Source organism: Betaproteobacteria bacterium (genome assembly GCA_016720855.1).
In the GTDB taxonomy this organism is placed as follows: domain Bacteria; phylum Pseudomonadota; class Gammaproteobacteria; order Burkholderiales; family Usitatibacteraceae; genus FEB-7.
On sequence record JADKJU010000002.1, the window covers coordinates 782,839 to 799,953 of the forward strand.

The following is a 17,115-nucleotide window of genomic DNA, read 5'->3' on the forward strand; positions in this document are numbered from 1 at the left end:
TTCGAGCCTGCGCGCGCGAGAATCCCGGAAACAAAATGCGCGATTTCACGGGGTCCGGAAATCGTGCCGGAATGTCCTAGGCGCCGGGCGCCCGGCCGTGCGTGGCGAAGAACCGCCGCGCCGACTTCACGAACCACGCAATGTGCTTGAGCCCCTTCGAGGCGGCCTGGCCCCCGTGGTGCACGATCCTCACCTGCGGGCAGTACGCCACGGTGCTCACTTTCGACAGCCTCAAGGTCAGGTCGAAATCCTCGAAGTAGAGGAAGTAGCCTGGGTCGAATCCCTTCACCGCGTTCAGCGCCGCGCTGCGGCAGCAGAGGAAGCACCCGCTCGCGATCGTCACCGGTGACTGTTCCTTCTCCCAGTCGAGGTGCCTCAGCTCGTAGACATCGAGCGATTCGCGGAACAGCCCGTGCAGGAACCGCGGCACGAATCCCCGGACGAAGAGAACGCCGGGCGAGGGATAGGTCTTCACCAGGTACTCGCGCTTCCCGTCGGCTCCGTGCACCGAAGGCGTGAGGGCGCCCACCTCGGGATGCGCGTCCAGGTAGCGAAGGGCCGCGTCCAGCGCATCGCGATCCAGCTCCACGTCGGGGTTCAGGACGAGATGGAAGTCGGCCGTCGATGCCGCGATGGCGAGGTTGTGGCCGCGCCCGAAGCCCACGTTGCCATGGCCGGAGATCACTTCCAGCGTCGTGCCCTGCGCGCGGGCGAGCGCAGCCTCCCCCAGTATCGCCAGCATCGGCGCGAGTCCCTCGGGGCCGTTATCGACGATCTGGAGCCGCGTGGCGCCCAGCGAACCGCGCTCGCGGGCAAGGGCGATCGCATCGGCCGTGCTCGCCAGCGTCCGCGCGAGCAGGCGTTCGTCGGGCGCGTAAGTGACGATCGCGATCGAAAGCGAAGCGGGTGTCATGTCCGGACTCATGCGCGCGGCGCGGGACGCAATCGCGTCATGGCGTCAGGGGGCGCATTGCGCAAGGGTCTCATCCACGGCCGCGAGGACCGACTGCACGGAAATCTCCTGCATGCAGCGGGGCACGGGGCACTCGGAGACCCCGCGCGTGCAGCGTCTGACCCAGGTGACGTGGCGCTTGAAAAGCAAGTCCTGGTCGCGGCAGGGGAAGGGGTCGATCGAGACGCTGGCGCCGGGGCAGTTCGCCCAGAACCGGCCCGGTCCGCCCAGGACGCGGCCGCTCGGCCCGTACAGAACCACGGTCGGCGCAAAGGCCGCGCGGCTGATGTGCGCGACGCTCGTGTCCCCCGTCACGACGAGGCTCGCGTTCGCGAGGAAGTCCCAGAGCTGCGGCAGGTCGAGGAGCCCGGCGAAGTTGCGCTGACGCGAGCTTCCGGGGATGGCGGCGACCAGGGCCTCCTCGCCCGGCCCCGCGCTCCAGCACGGGGTGATCGCGCGCGCCTCGAGCGCAGCCGCAACGCCGGCCCACTGTGCCGCAGGCCAGGTCTTGTGCATCGTGCTCGCTCCGACATGCAGCACGGCGTAGCATCCGGCGGGCCGCTCGTAGGGACGGAACGGCGGGGCTTGCCAGTGCCCGCGCGCGTAGGGCGGCGGCGGCGGTCCCGGCACGAGGGTCGTGACGAGATCGGACCAGGACATCGGTTCGTCCGGCATGGGAAGCGAGTCGGTGACGGGCCAGCTCTTGTACGCGGGCCGGTCGCCGGCGAATGCCGCGATTCGCCGTGCGCCGATGGCGCGGGCGAGCCAGCTGAATCGCGAGTCGCCGTTGATGAGGGCGAGGTCGAAGGACCCCAGCCGCCACAGGGCTTGGAGGCTTGCCGGGTCGCGCACACTCCATCCCACTGCGTCCACGCCAAAGGGCCGGCTCGCGAATAGCGGCGTGAACGCGCGGGGCATCACGTGCACGATCTCGGCCGCCGGGTAGAGCGCGCGCAGTTTCGCGGCGCAGGCGGTAAGCAGGATCGTGTCGCCCAGAAGCGAGTGGTGCGGCAGGAGGATGCGGCGAGGCGGCTGCGCGCCGGCCGGTCCCGGCAGCACCGTGTTCCGCAGGGCCCGCGCGTAGATCGCGAGCCAGGTGCGCGACCGCGAAGACACGGCGCCGGCGCCTACTTCACCACCCGCAGGCGGAAGAAGAGGCTGTTGGCCGGGAACATGAACGCGAAGTGTTTCTCGTAGCGGCGCGGGGACAGGGCGAAAAGCCCTTTCGCGACGAACGAGAGCGGGAAGGACTTCCCGAAGTCCAATTCGCGCGACACCATCTCGAAGCGGCGGTCGGTGTAGAAATTGGAGTGCCGCGTGTCCGTGGTGAAGTAGTCGAGCGACTCGAACGAGAGATGGCGGACGTGCGTGGGATCCTGGTACGAATAGACGCTCGAGAAATGCGGCGTGGTGATGAAGACCTCCGCGCCGGGCTTGCCCGCGCGGTGGATCTCCTCCATGAGCTTCACCACGTCCGGCACGTGCTCGATCACGTTGCGGCAGAAGATCGCGTCGTAGGCGTCGCTCGCGACCGGGTAGGGAAAGATGCCCAGGTCGTGCCGCACGTCGGCCTCGCTCGCCACCGCGATGTCGATCCCCGTCGAGCCCGGGATCTTGTCCCGACCGCATCCCACGTCGAGGCACTTGCGCCCCTTCGCGTACTCCGTCATCTGCGCCGTGTCCATCGTCCGTTCTTCCTCGGGATCCCTGTCGCGCATCAGCGCCGCGCCGACCGGGCGGCCACCGTGAATACGTCGAGCATCCGCGCCACCATACGCTCGTCGCCGAAGCGCCGCAGCGCCGCGTCGCGGGCGCGGGAGCCGAGCTCGCGGCGAAGGCCCGCGTCGGCAAGCAGGGTCTCGATCGCCGTCCGGAGCGCGGCGGCGTCCTGCGGGGCGACGAGGCGGCCGGTGTCGCCGTCCTGCACGATCTCGCCGATGCTGCCCACGGGCGTGGTCACGACCGCAAGCCCGCAGGCCATCGCCTGCATGAGCGCCTGCGGCACGCCCTCGTTGGCGTAGGAGGGCAGGCAGAAGAGGTCGAGGGCGCGCATCCACGGCGCCACGTCGGCCTGGTTCCCCGCGAAGCGCACGCGCCCGGCGATGGCCAATGCCTTCGCCTGGGCTTCGAGCGCCTCGCGCTGCGGCCCGTCGCCCACCACGACGAGGCGTGCCGTGCGGTCGGCAAGGCCCGCGAACGCCTCGAGGAGGTAACGATGGCCCTTCCAGCTGCGCAGCGTGGCGACGATCCCGATCAGTACGCCCTCCGGATCGAGGCCGAGGCAAGATCGCGCGCGGGCCGCGTCGCCGGGGGTGAAGCGCTCCAGGTCGATGCCGGTGGGAATGGACACCACGCGATCCGGGTTCACGCCGGTCTCCTCGATCACCTGGAGGCGAAGGCGCTCGCCGGTGGTCACGATGCTTTGCGTCGCATCCCGGAAGAGCCAGCGGTTTGCGAAGTTGCGCGGCACGGGCGCGGAAATGTGCCGGGTCCGCACGATCGGCGGCGCCCGTTGCAGGCAGCAGGTCGCGACTGCGGCGAGCCAGCTGTCGGTGGAACTGTGCGTGTTGATCACGTCGAAGCCGCGGTTGCGCACGAGCCCCATCATGCCGCGCAGCCCCGCAACGGACTTCCGGGCGATGGGTATCGCGATCGCCTCGACGCCGTACTCCGGCGCCTGCCTGAGAATGCGCGACTGCGCCGGCGCCGCGATCGCCACCTCGTGGCCGAGCCGGGCAACGCCGCGCGCCTCGGTGAGCACGCGGATCTCCTGCCCACCCCAGCCGAGCGAGGACTCGGTGTGCAGGATGCGGAGCTTGTCGGCGCCCAAGCGCTACGCCCCGGCGAACTGGAGGCGGTGCAATCCCGCGTAGATGCCGCCGGCCGCGATGAGGTCGGCGTGCGCGCCTTCCTCGACGATGCGCCCCTGCGCGAGGACCACGATCCGGTCGGCGTTCTCGACGGTGGACAGGCGGTGCGCGATCACGATCGTGGTGCGCCCCTGCATCAGCGTCTCCAGGGCCGCCTGCACGGCGCGCTCGCTTTCGGTGTCGAGCGCGGAGGTGGCTTCGTCGAGCAGCAGGATCGGCGCGTCCTTCAGGATCGCGCGCGCGATCGCGATCCGCTGGCGCTGCCCCCCGGAGAGCTTGGCGCCGTTCTCGCCAATCTGAGTGGCGAGCCCCTGCGGCAGCTCGCGGATGAATTCCATGGCGTGCGCGGCCTCGGCGGCGCGCACGATGTCGGCCTCGGCCGCGCTCTCGCGCTGCCCGTAGGCGATGTTGGCCGCGACGGTGTCGTTGAAGAGCACCACCTGCTGCGACACGAGCGCGATCTGTTGCCTCAGGCTCTCGAGGGTGAGCGCCTCGAGCGGATGCCCGTCCAGCGTGATGCGCCCGGCCGTCGGGTGATAGAAGCGCGGCAGCAGGTGCACGAGGCTCGACTTGCCGCTGCCCGACGCCCCCACCAGAGCGACCGTCTCGCCGGGGCGGATGTCCAGCGTGATGCCGTCGATCGCCGGGTGCGTGCCCGTGCGGTAGGTGAGCGAGACGCCCTCGAAGCGCACGGCGCCCTCGGCGCGGCCCAGGACCACGGTGCCGCGATCTTCCTCGGGCTTTTCGTCCACCAGGCCGAAGACGCTCTCGCACGCGGCGAGCCCGCGCTGCAGGTGCTCGTTCACGCCGGTCAGTCGCTTCAGGGGCTGCAGCAGCATGCCGGTGGCGGCGAGGAACTCGACGAAGTGGCCGATGTCCGTTTTTCCCTCGAACGCCTGGCCGGCGGCGAGGTAGATGATGACGGCCACCGCGATGGAGAGGAAGAACTGCGAGATCGGCACCGTGGCCGCCGCGGCCGCGGACTGCTTCATGTTGAAGCGGCGGATCAGCTGCGCGGCCTTGTCGAAGCGCTCGCGCTCGTAGGCCTGGCCGCCGAAGACGCGCACCACGCGCTGGTTGCTGATCGATTCGTCCAGCACCTCGGCCACGCCGCCGATGGCCTTCTGGCTCGCGCGGCTCATGTCCCGCAGGCGCTTGCTGAAGTAGCGCACGGCGAGAAGGACCGGCGGCACCACCGCGAAGGTGATGAGCGTGAGCCGCCAGTTGGACCAGAGCAGGATCGCGAGCAGCGCGATGATGGTGATCGTGTCGCGCACCAGGGTTGCCAGCACGCTGGTGGAGGCCGAGGCGATCTGCGTCACGTCGTGCGTGAACCGCGAGACCAGGCGCGCGGTGGTGACCTCGTCGAAGAACGCCGGCGGAAGCCGCAGCACGTTGGCGAACATCGCGGCGCGCAGGTCGAGGATGACCTTGTTGTTCACCCACTGGATGAGGTACCCGGAGGAAAAGCTCGCGAGACCGCTCACCAGGAAGACGGCGACCACGGCCAGCGGCAGGAGGATCGCCAGGTCGCGGTTTCGGTTCACGAACAGCTCGTTCACCATCGGGCCCGTGAGCTTCACGAGCGCGGCGTCGGAGAGCCCGCCCACGATCATGGCCGCGATGGCGCCGAAGAGCGCGGCCCGGTAGGGCCACACGTGCTTGAGGAGCCGGGCGTAAAGCGTGCGGCCGTCGGGCTGCGTGGCGGTCATGGCGGCATTATCCCAGTTTGCCCGCCAGGAGCCTTTCATAGAGGGCGAGGTACTCGCGGCCCATCGCCTCGGGGGTGAACGGCGCCACGGCGTCGCGGGCGGCCGAACCCAGGCGCCGGGCCGTCGCCGGATCGAGGCGGTCGAGGCAGAGCGCCAGCCCCTCCACGTCCAGCGCGTCGCGCACGAACCCGGTCTCGCCCTCGCGGACGATTTCCGCCGCGCCGCACTTCGTGCTCGTCACCAGGGGCAGGCCGGCCGCCATCGCCTCGAGCGCGGCGTTGGGAAACGGGTCGTAGAGCGTCGGCAGCACGAAGGCGTCCGCGGCCGCGAGGTACGGGCGCACGTCCGACACGCCTCCCACGAATCGCACCCGCGCGGCGATGCCCAGCCGCGTAGCGAGCGAACGGTACCGCGCGGCATGCTTGTCCTTGCCCGCGACGATCGCCCAGGCCGGGTCCCGCCGCCGGGCAAGGGCCGAGAGGAACGGGCCCAAGCCCTTGCGCTCGAACCCGGAACCCACGAAGGCGAATACCGCCGCGTCGTGCGGGATGCCGACCTGCTGGCGGACGGCGGAGCCGAATTCCTGCCGCAGGCCGGGGTGAAAGCGCGCGCCGTCCACGCAATTGCGGATGAGGACGAGTGTTTCCGCCGGCGTCGGGAAGCGCTTCGCGATCTCCTCGCGCACCATCTCCGAATTGCAGATCACGGCCTTCAGGCGCGGGGAAGCGAAGAGCTCGCGTTCGGCGGCGAGCAGGTAGCGGTGGTGCGCGGAGAGCGAGGTGGCCAGGCGCGCCAGGGGCGACTGGATTCGCGCGCGCTGCGCCAGCCACTCGGCGTGCACGCCGTCGCCGGCGCGGTAAACGTCGCAGCAGGCGATGCGCTCGTGGGACTGCACGAGGTCGAAGCGGCGCCTGGCCAGCTCCGCGCACACGGCGCGCGCAAAACCGCGATCGCGCCAGAGGCTGCCGAGGAAGAACGGGTCGAGGACGATGGCGCTGCCGTCGCTGTCGGGCCAGCGGCGCGTGACGAGCGTGAGGCAGGCGCCCTGCGCACCGAGCGCGGCGATGGCCGACTGCACGAAGCGCTCGGCGCCGCCAAACGCGTCGAAGCGGCTGCGCACCAGCGCCACGCGGGGGCCGCTCGCGCCTCGCCCCCGGGTCGTCGGGCTCACGGCTGCGCGAGGAGCTCGTTGATCGCCGAGTGCACCCGATCGACCGGCAATTGCGTGAGGCACTCGCTCACCTTGCTGCCTCCGCACCCGTCGTTGCCGCATGGCCGGCAGGAGTGCCCGCTCTCGACGACGCGATGCGGCACCATCCACGGACCCCACTGGTGCTCGCCGCTGGGGCCGAAGAGCGCGACCACCGGCGTGCCCATTGCCGCGGCGATGTGCATGGGCGCGGAGTCCACGCCGACGAAGAGCCGCGCGCGGGCCGCGAGCGCGCCCATCTCGCGCAGGGTGAGCTGCCCCGACAGGTCCGTCACGGCCACGCCGGCGCGATCGAGGATCCGCTTCACGATGGCCTGCTCTCGCGCGGTGGGGGCGCCAGTGAGCGCGAGGCGATGGCCGTCCCGCACGAGGCGCTGCAGGAGTTCGGCGTTGCGCTCGTCGGTCCAGGCCTTGAAGAGCCAGCGCGAGGTGGGGTGGATGTGCAGGAAACCCTTGTGCGCCAGGCCGTGATGCGCGAGGAGGGCATCCACCCTGGCCTCTGCCTCGGGCCCGGGCACCATGACCAGGCGCTTCTCGTCCTCCCCGGGGTACACCCCCATGCGGCGCAAGGCATCGAGGTTCGATTCCACCGTGTGCCGGGGCGTCGCCCTGGGGAGCGCATAGCGATGCGAAAAGCAGGTGTTCCACAGCCAGCCCGCGCGCGCAGGCGCGACCGACCAGCGCGGGCGCAGCAATTGCACGAGCCAGGCGCCACGCCAGTGGTCAGTGAGGTGGATGATGAGCTGGTAGCGGCGCTCGCGAAGCTGCGAAAGAAGGGCGGCCTCCCGCCGAGCCTGCAGGAGGAGCCCCTGGCGCTTCCATTCGCGGTCGATCGTGTGGATGCGCGAGACCGCCGGATGCCCCGTCAGCATGTCGCGCGTGTCGGCATACACCAGGGCATCGATCTCGGCTTGCGGCGCGCGCGCCGCCAGGACGCGCAGGACGGGGGAGGCGAGCAGCACGTCGCCGTGGTGGCGAAGCTTCACCACCAGAGCGCGCCGCAGGGAGTCGATGCCGATCGGGTCGGGGACCATGGGTGCCAGATTAGCAGCCGGCCCCGGCCCGGGGAAGGCGGATCCCCGGCGACCGGGCGCTCAGAAGGCCTCGTAGCGGAAGTTGAGCATGATGGCGCGTCGCGGCGCGTCGTACCCCACCGTGTTCTCGTATCGCTTGTCGAAAAGGTTCGAGGCGACCAGCTCGAGCGTCCAGTTCTTGTCGGCCGAGTAGCGCAAGGTCGCGTCGGCGATGCCGTAGCCGGGCAGACGCGAGGCCGGCGCCTCGTCGGTCGAGTCGTACCTTTCGCTGCTTGCGGTGACGCCGCCGGCAACGTACCAGGACCCCATCGAGCGTGAGGCCTCCAGGCGCCCGAAGCGCTCGGCGCGGCCCGGGAGCTGGGCGCCGGTGTCTTCGTTGCGCGGCTTCTGGAACGCGGCCATGGCCTTCACGCGCGTGCCCATGACCTCGCCCTCGACGACGGCCTCGATGCCCTTCGTGCGCGCGTTTTGCACGTTCTGCATCGTCGGATAGACGTAGGTGATGAGGTCCTCGATGCGGTTGTCGAACCACGTGAGCCGCCAGCCCAGGGCCGACTTCGCCTCGCTGCGTATGCCGATCTCCAGGCTCTTGCTGGTCTCCGGCCGCAGGTCGGGATTGGGCACGTAGTAGTCGGACGATGGGGCGTACAGGTCGAAGAAGGTCGGCGCGCGAAAGCCGCGGCCGAAAGTCGTCGTGACGAGGCCCACGCCCTGCCACGCCGACCCCAGGCTCACCGCGCCCGTGGTGCGCCCGCCGAACTGGTCGTCGTCGTCGTGGCGAACGGAGGCTTCCAGCCGCTGGCCCTGCCACGATTCGTTGAGCGCCACCCACGCGGACCTGGTTTCGCGGTGCGTCTGCGTGAAGGTGCTCGAGGAGATGACGCGCTGGCGCAGCCCCTCCATCGCGGCGATCAAAGTACCGGCCGGCGTGGCGAACTCGTTCACCCAGGAGGCCTGGTCCTGCCGGGTCTCGAAGTTGGCTGGATCGAAACCCTCGATGGAGAACTTGTCGCTGCCCTCGCCGAACGTGAGGCGGCTGGTCCACCACGGGGTGTAGGCCATCCCGGAGCTCACGCTCGCGCCGGCGAGCGTCTGCACGTTGCGGTCGCTGGCGAACTGGCCCTGCGCATCGGGGCAGCCGTCGAAGCGCGTGCGTCCCTGGCTCGCGAAGCCGTTGAAGGAGAGCGTCTCGGTCGCCGTGAGCCGGTTCACGATCCGCAGGTTCGCGAACCCGTTGCTGTAGGGGTCGCGGTCGGGGTCGTGACACCAGGCGCGGTCGTTGGTCGCGCTGGGCGCATCCACGGAGCGGCCTCCCGCCGAGAACGAGACGGTGGTCGCGCCCTCGGTCGCCGTGAAGCCTCCCGAGAGACGCCCGTCCGAATTGGTGCCGTAGCCCGCGGCGGCGAAGAGGCGCGGTTTCGTCGAGGCGCGCGTGAAGATCTGCACGACGCCCCCGATCGCGTCGGCTCCGTAAAGGCTGGAGAGCGGGCCCTTCACCACCTCGATGCGCTCGATGAGGTCGAGCGGGATGTTCTCGATGGAGGTCGTGCCCACCGTGGCCGATCCGACGCGCAGGCCGTCGATCAGCACGAGCGTCTGCCCGGCGTTGGCGCCCCGCAGGAAGAGGCCGGCTGGCTGGCCCGGGCCGCCGGTGCCGCGGTATTCGACGAGGGCCTGGCGTTGCAGCAGCTCGGCAACGGTCACGGGGCCGGCGCGGTCGATGTCATCGCGCGTGATCACCTCGATGTCGCGCAGGGCGTCGCCGGCGCGTTGCGGGGTGCGGGTGGCGGTGATGACGATCGAATCGAGCGGCTGGAATGCGAGCGTGAGTGCTTGCGTTGGAGCCGCCTGCTGGGCGTGGGCGCCAAAGGCCATCGCGACGGCAAGGCCGGCGAGTAGCTGGGCTTTCATGGGGATTCCTTCAGTTCGCGAGCGTAGCGTCCCCGCAGGCTCGCAATGTTGATCCACCCGTTAACGGGGTCCTTTGCCATCGGGCCGGTCTCCGGGCTCGCCAGACTTGACCACCGCCTTCCCGCGGCCGTGAAGGCCGCAGTGGCTGGGAGGGGGTCCACACTGACTTACCGTTGCGGGGGCAGCGCCGGCATTTCACCGGCTTCCCGTACACCCGAGGGCAGTGGCCATGATACGCCGGGAGCCGGATCGGCGCCTACGGTTACATTCGAAACCACTTTCAAAATAAGGGCTTACACATTGACTTGGAACCATTTTTCCAATAGGGTTCGCACATGGATTCCGAGCTTTCCGCCCTCGAAGCCAAGGTCGAACAGACTGTCGCGCAACTGAAGCAGTTGCGGGAAGAAGGGCGCGATCTTCGCCAGCAACTGGCCGCCCGCGCCGATGAAAACGTGCGCCTGACGGAGAAGCTTGCCGCGGCGAAAGTGCGCATCGAGGCGCTGCTCAAGCAGATTCCCGAGTCCGAACCGTGAGCGCCGACGAAGCGAAGGCCCGCGACAAGGGGCTCACGATCCAGATCCTGGGGCGCGAGTTTCGCGTGGCCTGCCCGGAGGGCGAGGAAAAGCAGCTGCAGTCCTCCGTCGATTTCCTGAACGATCGCATGCGGGCGCTGCGCGACACCGGCAGAATCACCGGAAACGAGCGCATCGCGATCATGGCGGCGCTCAACATCGCGCACGAGTTCCTCGCGCACAAGCCGGCCAAGGCGACGTCTTCCGTTGACGGTGCGGACTTTCGGCGTAGAATCGCCTTGATGCAGGAGACGCTGGATTCGGCGCTCGCCGTCGACCAGGACAAGCTCTTCTAGCGGCGCAAAAACGCCGCGTGACCGGCCTGCCGGGTTTCCTGCGGTGTTCGTCCGGGCTTACATCTTCGAGCCGATAAATTGGTAAGCATGGACGCCCGCCCCATGAGTGCTATTGTGCGCGTCCCATGCGGATGTACCTGCGGCACTCGGTAGGCGACCGCCTTGGACCCTTGGGTTCGAGTGCAGCCCGGGCGAACACCGCAGGAAATGAGATCAGGGGGAATGGGGTCAGGTTGCTTTGCACACGCCACGAGCCTCGGCCTCGCGGGGCGATGAGTGAAGCAACCTGACCCCATTGCCTTTCGCCACCGGCCCCGGTCTCGCCGAACGACGAGTTGAAGCAACCTGACCGCATTGCCTTTGCGAATGTCCCATTGGCTCATGAAGTCCGAGCCGGATGAGTTCTCGATCGACGACCTTGTCCGCGCGCCGAAGAAGACCACGCCGTGGTTCGGCGTGAGGAGCTATCAGGCCCGAAACTTCATGCGCGACTCGATGCGCGTGGGCGATGGCGTGCTCTTCTACCATTCGAGCTGCGAAGTGCCGGGCATCGCGGGGCTGGCCCGTGTGTCGAGCGGCCCGTATCCCGACGAATCGCAGTTCGACCGCAAGAGCCCGTACCACGACCCCAAGTCCACGCGCGAGAATCCGCGCTGGGTGCTCGTGGACGTGAAGCTCGTGAAGAAGACGCGCCTGGTTTCGCTCGGGGAACTGCGCGGTCGCCCCGACCTCGCGGACATGGTGGTGCTGCGCCGCGGCAACCGCCTCTCGATCACCCCGGTCACCCCCGACGAATGGGCGATCGTCACCATGCTCCTCGCGCACGATGCCCGGTGAAGCGCTCACCTGGCTGATCTACGCCGCGCTCGGCGTCTTCGTCGGCTTCTTCTCGGGGCTGCTCGGCATCGGCGGCGGATCGATGATCGTGCCGATCCTGGGCCTGGTGTTCGTCGCGTTCGGCTTCGCGCCCGACCAGGTGATGCACATCGCGCTCGGAACCTCGCTCGCGGCGATCCTGCTCGCCACGGCCTCCGGGGCCCGCGCGCACCACGCGCACGGCGCGGTGCGCGGCGACATCGTGAAGGGGCTTGCGCCGGGCATCGCGGCGGCCGGGCTTGCGGCAGGGGCCATCGCGCGGGTGGCGCCTGTCGCGTTCCTCAAGTACTTCTTCCTCGCCTTCGTGCTCTACGTCACCACGCAGATCCTCTTCGGGATGAAGCCCGTGTCCGCGCGGCCGATCCCCGGCGCCCGGGGCCTCTTCGGGGTCGGGGCGCTCATCGGCGGCCTCTCGGGCCTGGCGGGGGTCGGCGGCGCGATGATCTCGCTGCCGTTCATGAACTCGTGGGGCGTGCCCTTCAAGGCGGCGATCGGCACCTCGGCCGCGATCAGCTTCGTGGTGGCTGTCGCGGGCACGGTCGGCTACATGGTCGCCGGTTTCACCGTGCCTGCGCTGCCGCCCTGGACGGTGGGCTATGTGTACATGCCGGCGCTGCTGGGGATTTCGGTCACGAGCGTGTTCATGGCGCCGGTGGGCGCGCGGCTCGCGCATCGATTGCCGGTCCCGATCCTGAAGAAGGTCTTCGCCGTCTTCCTGCTGGCCCTCGCGATCAAGCTGATCTCCTCCCTGTGACCGCCCCGGCAGCGCACTGTCCCGACCCGGCGTAAGATTCGCGCAGCCAGCCCGCAAAGAGCCCATTTCCCCTTGAAGATCCTCATCCTCGGCGCCGGCCAGGTCGGTGCCAGCGTGGCCGAGAGCCTGGTTTCCGAGAAGAACGACGTGACGGTCGTGGACACCAGCGCCGAGCGACTGAAGGACCTGCAGGGCCAGTTCGACCTGAGGACGGTCGTCGGCAACGCCGCGCATCCGGAGATCCTCGCCGACGCCGGGGCCGCGGATACGGACATGCTCTTCGCGGTGACCGCGAGCGACGAGACGAACCTCGTGGCCTGCAAGGTGGCGCATGCGATCTTCAACATCCCGACGCGCATCGCACGCATCCGCTCCACCTGGTTCGAGCGCCACCCGGAGCTGCTCGAGGGCGACTGCTTTTCCGTGGACCACGCCATCTGCCCGGAGCAGATCGTGACCGAGTACATCGAGCGGCTGATCGAGTTTCCGGAGGCCCTCGAGGTGGTTGAGTTCGCAGGCGGCAAGGTGGACCTGGTCGCGGTGCGCACCTTCCAGGGCGGCACCCTCGTGGGTCACCCGCTGCGCGACCTGGAGACGCTCCTGCCGGACATCGACGCGAAGGTGGCTGCAATCTACCGCAACGACCGGCCGCTCGTCCTCACGCCCGAGACGGTGGTGCACTCGGGCGACGAGGTCTTCATCCTCGCCGACGCGAAGGAGATCCGCGAGGTGATGACCGAGCTGCGCAAGATGGACCGGCCGGTGCGCCGCGTCATCATCGCGGGCGGCGGCAACATCGGCCTGCGCCTGGCGCGCGCCATCGAGGGGCGGATGAACGTGAAGGTGATCGAGGCCTCGAAGCGGCGCTGCGAGTTCCTGGCCGGGCAGCTCTCCGGCGCCCTGGTGCTCAACGGCGACGTGAGCAACGAGGACCTGCTGGGCGACGAGAACGTGGACGAGACCGACCTGTTCGTCTCCGTGACCAACGACGACGAGGCGAACATCATGTCGGCCCTCCTCGCCAAGCGCATGGGCGCGCGGCGCGTGATCGCGCTAATCAACCGCCGTGCCTACGGCGACCTCATGCAGGGCGGGCAGATCGACATCGCCATCTCGCCCGCCCAGGCGACTCTTGGCAGCCTTCTCGAACACGTGCGCCGCGGCGACGTGGTGGCCGTGCACAGCGTGCGCCGTGGGCGCGCGGAGGCGCTCGAGCTCATCGCCCACGGCGACCGCAAGACTTCGCGCGTGGTCGGCCGGCGCATCCGCGAGATCAGCCTGCCTCCCGGGGCCACGATCGTCGGGATCATCCGCGGCGACAGGGTCATCGTCGCCGAGGACGACGAGCACATCATCGAACCCGACGACCACGTGCTCATCTTCCTCACCCAGAAGCGCATGATTCCGAAGATCGAGAAGCTGTTCGAGGTCTCGGTGGGATTCTTCTAGGCGATGAGCCGCCCGATACCGTCGGCGCGACCGGCCCCGGAGGGCGGCCGTGCCTTGGGTGCGGTGCTGCGCTATTTCCCGGTGCTGCACGTGCTCGCGGGCGCCGCGCTGCTTTTCTCGCCGGCATTCCTGGTGCCGCTCGCCTTCTCGATGGTCCTCGAAGACGGCGCGCATGCCGCCTACGAGACCGGCTTCCTGGTCACTTTCGTCACGGGGCTCTTCACGTTCTTCGCCACGCGCGGGCGCCACCGTCGCGAGCTGCAGCCGCGCGACGGCTTCCTGCTCGTGTCGCTGGTGTGGACCGTGGTGCCCGCGTTCGCCACCATTCCGCTCCTGCTGGCGATTCCTGGGACGAGCTTTACCGACGCGTATTTCGAGGCCGTGTCGGGCATGACCACCTCGGGCGCCACGGTGCTCGCGGGCCTGGACACGCTGGAGCCCTCGGTGAACATCTGGCGCACGCTCCTCGTCTGGATCGGCGGCATGGGCATCATCGTGCTCGCGGTCGCCATCCTGCCGCTGCTGGGCGTGGGCGGCAGCCAGCTCTTCAAGGCCGAAAGCCCGGGCTGCATGAAGGACACCAAGCTCACGCCGCGCATCGGCGACACCGCCAAGGGCCTGTGGGGGGTGTACTCCGCCGTCACCGCGGTCTGCATGGTGTCCTTCCACCTGGCCGGGATGACCTGGATCGATGCCGTGATCCACGCCTTCTCGACGATGGGGTTGGGCGGGTTCTCGTCGCATGACGCGAGCTTCGCGTTCTTCAACTCGCCGGCCATCGAGGCGGTGACCACGCTCTTCATGCTCGCGGCGAGCCTCAATTTCGCGACGCACTTCCTCGTCGTGCGAAGGCGCTCGTTCCGACCCTACGCCCGGGACGCCGAAGCGCGCCGGGTGATTGTCTGGATGGTCGGCTCGTCCCTGGGCATCGCTGCCTTCCTCGTGGCGAAGGGCACCTATCCGGACTTCGCGACCGCGTTCCGGCACGCCTCGTTCAACGTGGTGTCGATCGCCTCGACGACGGGGTTCTCCTCGGTGGACTTCGCGCAGTGGCCGGTGTTCGCGCCCCTGTGGATGATCTTCCTGTCGTGCTTCGCGACCAGCTCCGGCTCCACGGGCGGCGGGATCAAGATGGTCCGCGCCGTCGTGCTCTTCAAGCAGGCGATCCGCGAGATGACGCGCATCATCCACCCGCGCGCGGTGCTGCCGGTGAAATTCGGCGAGCAGGTGATCGGGAACAACGTGATCTTCGCCGTGCTCGCCTTCATGCTCATGTACGGCGGGACCGTGATCGTGATGACGATGCTGCTGATCGCGACCGACCTGGACCCCCTCACGGCCATCACGGCCGTGCTCGCCTGCATCAACAACATGGGCCCGGGCCTGGGGGCCGTTGGGCCGTCCACGACCTACGCGGTGCTGACCGACTTCCAGACCTGGGTCTGCACGATGACGATGCTGCTCGGCCGCCTCGAGCTCTTCACGATGCTCGTGCTCTTCACGCCGGCGTTCTGGCGCAAGTAGCCGGCGGCTGCGCGGGAACCTAGGCGCCGCACCAGCGGCGCATGAGGGTGGCGAAGACGTCCACCGACTGCTCGATGCGGGACATCGAGCACCACTCGTCCGTCTGGTGCGCGAGCTTCGGCTCGCCCGGCCCCAGGATCACCGCGGGCGGGCCGCCATAGCCGCGCTTCAGATCGGCGCCGTCCGTGGAGAACGTGATCGTCCTGGGCGTCGGGCGCCCGTCGAGGAACGGCGCGCACACCTCGAAGACTTCCTGCACCCAGGCGTTCCCGGGCTCGGTGTAGAGCGAGGGCGTGTCCACGATGGGCTTGACCGTTGCGCCGCGCGGGCCCAGCAGGTGCGAGAGCGAGTGGCACAGGTGGCCGTGGTCGATTCCCGGCACGGTGCGGATGTCCACCGTGATCTTTGCCGAGTCGGGCACGGAGTTCGTGTTGAGGCCGCCGCGGATGGTGCCCACGTTCAGGGTCGGGTTGCCCATCACCGGATGGGACTCGACGGGAAAGCTGAAATGCTCGAGGTCGCCGATCACGCGGGCCATCTTGTTGATCGCGTTGTCGCCCACCTCGGGCATCGAGCCGTGGGCCGTCACGCCCGTGGTCTCGATCTCGAACCACACCAGGCCCTTGTGCCCCACGTACGGATAGTTGGAGGTCGGCTCGGCCACGACGATGGCGCCCGCGCGGCCGAGCAGCTTCGCATCCGTGAGGTATTTCGCGCCCTCGCAGCCGATCTCCTCGCCCGCGGTGATGACGAGCACGACGCCCGGCCCCTTCGCGAGCAGGGGCGCCAGCTCGACGGCCGCCGCGACAAACGCGGCGATGCCGCTCTTCATGTCCGTGGAACCGCGCCCGTAGAGGCGGTCGCCGTCGGTCTCGCCGGCGAAAGCATCCTTCGTCCACGCCTTCGCGCCCAGCGGCACGGTGTCGATGTGGCCCGTGAAGCAGATGGGCGGCCGGTCCGGGTCGCCGCCGATTTCCGCCACCAGGCTCGTGCGCGCCTCGGCGAACTCGTGGTACCCGGTGCGGAACCCCGCCGACTCGAGAATCGCACCGAGGTGGCGCGCGCACGCGCGTTCCATGCCCGGCGGGTTGATGGTGTTGAAGGCGAGCAGTGCCTTCGTGAGCGCCCTCGAATCGATTCGGGTCTTCATTCGTGCCTCCTCGCCGTTCAGGCGCCCTTCAGCCGCCTGCGACGGCGCCGGGCCCAGTGATTGAGCGTCTCCACGGCAACCGAGAAGGCGAGCGCGAAGTAGATGTAGGCCTTGGGCATGTGCATGCCGAAGCCGTCGGCGATGAGGACGACGCCGATGAGGAGCAGGAAGGAAAGCGCCAGCATCTTCACCGTCGGGTAGGCGGAGACGAAGTTCGCCAGCGGGTCCGAGGCGATGATCATGATGATCATGGCAAACACCACCGCCGCCACCATCACCCACAGCTTGTCGGCCATGCCCACCGCGGTGATCACGGAATCGAGCGAGAAGATGATGTCGATGATCGCGACCTGGATCACCACGCCCCGGAACGTGACGCCGGTGGCGCCGTGGGGCGTGTCAGGCGCGCCCTCCTCCTTCTCGACCATCTCGTGAATCTCGACGGTCGCCTTGTAGAGGAGGAAGAGCCCACCCGCGACGAGGATGATGTCGCGCCAGGAGAAGTCCTTTCCGGCCACCGTGAAGACGGGCTGCGTGAGGCCCACGATCCAGGCGAGCGTGGCGAGCAGCAGGAGCCGCGTGAGGAGCGCCAGCGAAAGCCCCACCTTGCGGCCCAGCGAGCGCTGGTGCTCCGGGAGCCGCCCGGTGAGGATCGCGATGAAGACGAGGTTGTCGATGCCCAGCACGATCTCGAGGGCGGAGAGCGTGACGAGGGAGAGCCAGATCTGCGGGTCGGTGACCCAGGCGAAGGTGAAGAATTCCATGGCGGGGGAAGGAGTGAGCCAGCGCGCATTCTCTCACG

16 protein-coding genes and 1 riboswitch are annotated in these 17,115 nt (G+C 68.9%); of the genes, 6 read left to right on the forward strand and 10 right to left on the reverse strand.

Annotated elements, in window-relative coordinates; genetic code table 11:
• Positions 1–76: 76 nt before the first annotated feature.
• The 8 genes from IPP91_10850 to IPP91_10885 are packed head-to-tail and all read right to left on the reverse strand — an operon-like array spanning position 77 to position 9,689.
• The gene (locus IPP91_10850) at positions 77–925 is read right to left on the reverse strand and encodes a glycosyltransferase family 2 protein (GenBank protein MBL0142569.1); all 849 of its coding nucleotides are present in this window, start codon (positions 923–925) and stop codon (positions 77–79) included.
• A gap of 33 nt (positions 926–958) precedes the next feature.
• The gene (locus IPP91_10855; GenBank protein ID MBL0142570.1) at positions 959–2,068 is read right to left on the reverse strand and encodes a glycosyltransferase family 9 protein; all 1,110 of its coding nucleotides are present in this window, start codon (positions 2,066–2,068) and stop codon (positions 959–961) included.
• Between the two features lie 11 nt (positions 2,069–2,079).
• Entirely contained in the window at positions 2,080–2,637 is a 558-nt protein-coding gene (locus tag IPP91_10860) for a methyltransferase domain-containing protein (GenBank protein MBL0142571.1), read from the reverse strand.
• Between the two features lie 32 nt (positions 2,638–2,669).
• Complete coding sequence (locus IPP91_10865) at positions 2,670–3,782, reverse strand: glycosyltransferase family 4 protein (protein MBL0142572.1); 1,113 nt, start codon at positions 3,780–3,782, stop codon at positions 2,670–2,672.
• Positions 3,783–3,785: 3 nt separating this feature from the next.
• Positions 3,786–5,534: a lipid A export permease/ATP-binding protein MsbA gene (msbA, locus tag IPP91_10870; GenBank protein ID MBL0142573.1), complete on the reverse strand. Its 1,749-nt coding sequence runs from the start codon at positions 5,532–5,534 to the stop codon at positions 3,786–3,788.
• Positions 5,535–5,541: 7 nt separating this feature from the next.
• On the reverse strand, positions 5,542–6,807 hold the full coding sequence (locus IPP91_10875; GenBank protein ID MBL0142574.1) for a glycosyltransferase family 4 protein: 1,266 nt from the start codon (positions 6,805–6,807) through the stop codon (positions 5,542–5,544).
• Positions 6,702–7,778 (reverse strand): putative lipopolysaccharide heptosyltransferase III, encoded by a 1,077-nt coding sequence (gene rfaQ, locus IPP91_10880; GenBank protein ID MBL0142575.1) that lies wholly within the window; start codon positions 7,776–7,778, stop codon positions 6,702–6,704. Before rfaQ ends, IPP91_10875 begins: the two co-directional genes overlap by 106 nt.
• Before the next feature lie 60 nt (positions 7,779–7,838).
• Positions 7,839–9,689, reverse strand: a complete 1,851-nt coding sequence (locus IPP91_10885; protein ID MBL0142576.1) for a TonB-dependent receptor — start codon at positions 9,687–9,689, stop codon at positions 7,839–7,841.
• A gap of 64 nt (positions 9,690–9,753) precedes the next feature.
• Positions 9,754–9,922: riboswitch (cobalamin riboswitch) on the reverse strand.
• Between the two features lie 102 nt (positions 9,923–10,024).
• Here IPP91_10885 and IPP91_10890 point away from each other — a divergent pair.
• The 6 genes from IPP91_10890 to IPP91_10915 all read left to right on the forward strand — a co-directional run bounded on the left by IPP91_10890 (position 10,025) and on the right by IPP91_10915 (position 15,163).
• Complete coding sequence (locus tag IPP91_10890; protein ID MBL0142577.1) at positions 10,025–10,225, forward strand: hypothetical protein; 201 nt, start codon at positions 10,025–10,027, stop codon at positions 10,223–10,225.
• Positions 10,222–10,560: a cell division protein ZapA gene (locus IPP91_10895; protein MBL0142578.1), complete on the forward strand. Its 339-nt coding sequence runs from the start codon at positions 10,222–10,224 to the stop codon at positions 10,558–10,560. The genes IPP91_10890 and IPP91_10895 overlap by 4 nt, the downstream gene beginning before the upstream one ends.
• 366 nt (positions 10,561–10,926) lie before the next feature.
• Positions 10,927–11,397: an EVE domain-containing protein gene (locus tag IPP91_10900; protein ID MBL0142579.1), complete on the forward strand. Its 471-nt coding sequence runs from the start codon at positions 10,927–10,929 to the stop codon at positions 11,395–11,397.
• The gene (locus tag IPP91_10905; protein MBL0142580.1) at positions 11,387–12,190 is read left to right on the forward strand and encodes a sulfite exporter TauE/SafE family protein; all 804 of its coding nucleotides are present in this window, start codon (positions 11,387–11,389) and stop codon (positions 12,188–12,190) included. Before IPP91_10900 ends, IPP91_10905 begins: the two co-directional genes overlap by 11 nt.
• A gap of 72 nt (positions 12,191–12,262) precedes the next feature.
• Positions 12,263–13,639, forward strand: coding sequence for a Trk system potassium transporter TrkA (gene trkA, locus IPP91_10910; GenBank protein ID MBL0142581.1), 1,377 nt, complete (start codon positions 12,263–12,265; stop codon positions 13,637–13,639).
• Positions 13,640–13,642: 3 nt separating this feature from the next.
• Positions 13,643–15,163: a TrkH family potassium uptake protein gene (locus IPP91_10915; GenBank protein ID MBL0142582.1), complete on the forward strand. Its 1,521-nt coding sequence runs from the start codon at positions 13,643–13,645 to the stop codon at positions 15,161–15,163.
• 19 nt (positions 15,164–15,182) lie between these two features.
• Here the strand turns inward: IPP91_10915 and IPP91_10920 are convergent, their stop codons facing one another.
• Positions 15,183–16,313: a M20 family metallopeptidase gene (locus IPP91_10920; protein MBL0142583.1), complete on the reverse strand. Its 1,131-nt coding sequence runs from the start codon at positions 16,311–16,313 to the stop codon at positions 15,183–15,185.
• Positions 16,314–16,330: 17 nt separating this feature from the next.
• Entirely contained in the window at positions 16,331–17,077 is a 747-nt protein-coding gene (locus IPP91_10925; GenBank protein ID MBL0142584.1) for a TerC family protein, read from the reverse strand.
• Between the last annotated feature and the right edge of the window lie 38 nt (positions 17,078–17,115).

Excerpts from the sequence above, each read along its gene's own strand:
- IPP91_10920 (MBL0142583.1), bottom strand. The coding sequence starts at position 16,313 with ATGAAGACCCGAATCGATTCGAGGGCGCTCACGAAGGCACTGCTCGCC.
- IPP91_10885 (MBL0142576.1), bottom strand. The coding sequence starts at position 9,689 with ATGAAAGCCCAGCTACTCGCCGGCCTTGCCGTCGCGATGGCCTTTGGC.
- IPP91_10875 (MBL0142574.1), bottom strand. The coding sequence starts at position 6,807 with ATGCGGCAACGACGGGTGCGGAGGCAGCAAGGTGAGCGAGTGCCTCAC.
- IPP91_10850 (MBL0142569.1), bottom strand. The coding sequence starts at position 925 with ATGAGTCCGGACATGACACCCGCTTCGCTTTCGATCGCGATCGTCACT.
- IPP91_10915 (MBL0142582.1), top strand. The coding sequence starts at position 13,643 with ATGAGCCGCCCGATACCGTCGGCGCGACCGGCCCCGGAGGGCGGCCGT.
- IPP91_10890 (MBL0142577.1), top strand. The coding sequence starts at position 10,025 with ATGGATTCCGAGCTTTCCGCCCTCGAAGCCAAGGTCGAACAGACTGTC.
- IPP91_10925 (MBL0142584.1), bottom strand. The coding sequence starts at position 17,077 with ATGGAATTCTTCACCTTCGCCTGGGTCACCGACCCGCAGATCTGGCTC.
- IPP91_10905 (MBL0142580.1), top strand. The coding sequence starts at position 11,387 with ATGCCCGGTGAAGCGCTCACCTGGCTGATCTACGCCGCGCTCGGCGTC.
- IPP91_10860 (MBL0142571.1), bottom strand. The coding sequence starts at position 2,637 with ATGGACACGGCGCAGATGACGGAGTACGCGAAGGGGCGCAAGTGCCTC.
- IPP91_10900 (MBL0142579.1), top strand. The coding sequence starts at position 10,927 with ATGTCCCATTGGCTCATGAAGTCCGAGCCGGATGAGTTCTCGATCGAC.
- msbA (MBL0142573.1), bottom strand. The coding sequence starts at position 5,534 with ATGACCGCCACGCAGCCCGACGGCCGCACGCTTTACGCCCGGCTCCTC.
- rfaQ (MBL0142575.1), bottom strand. The coding sequence starts at position 7,778 with ATGGTCCCCGACCCGATCGGCATCGACTCCCTGCGGCGCGCTCTGGTG.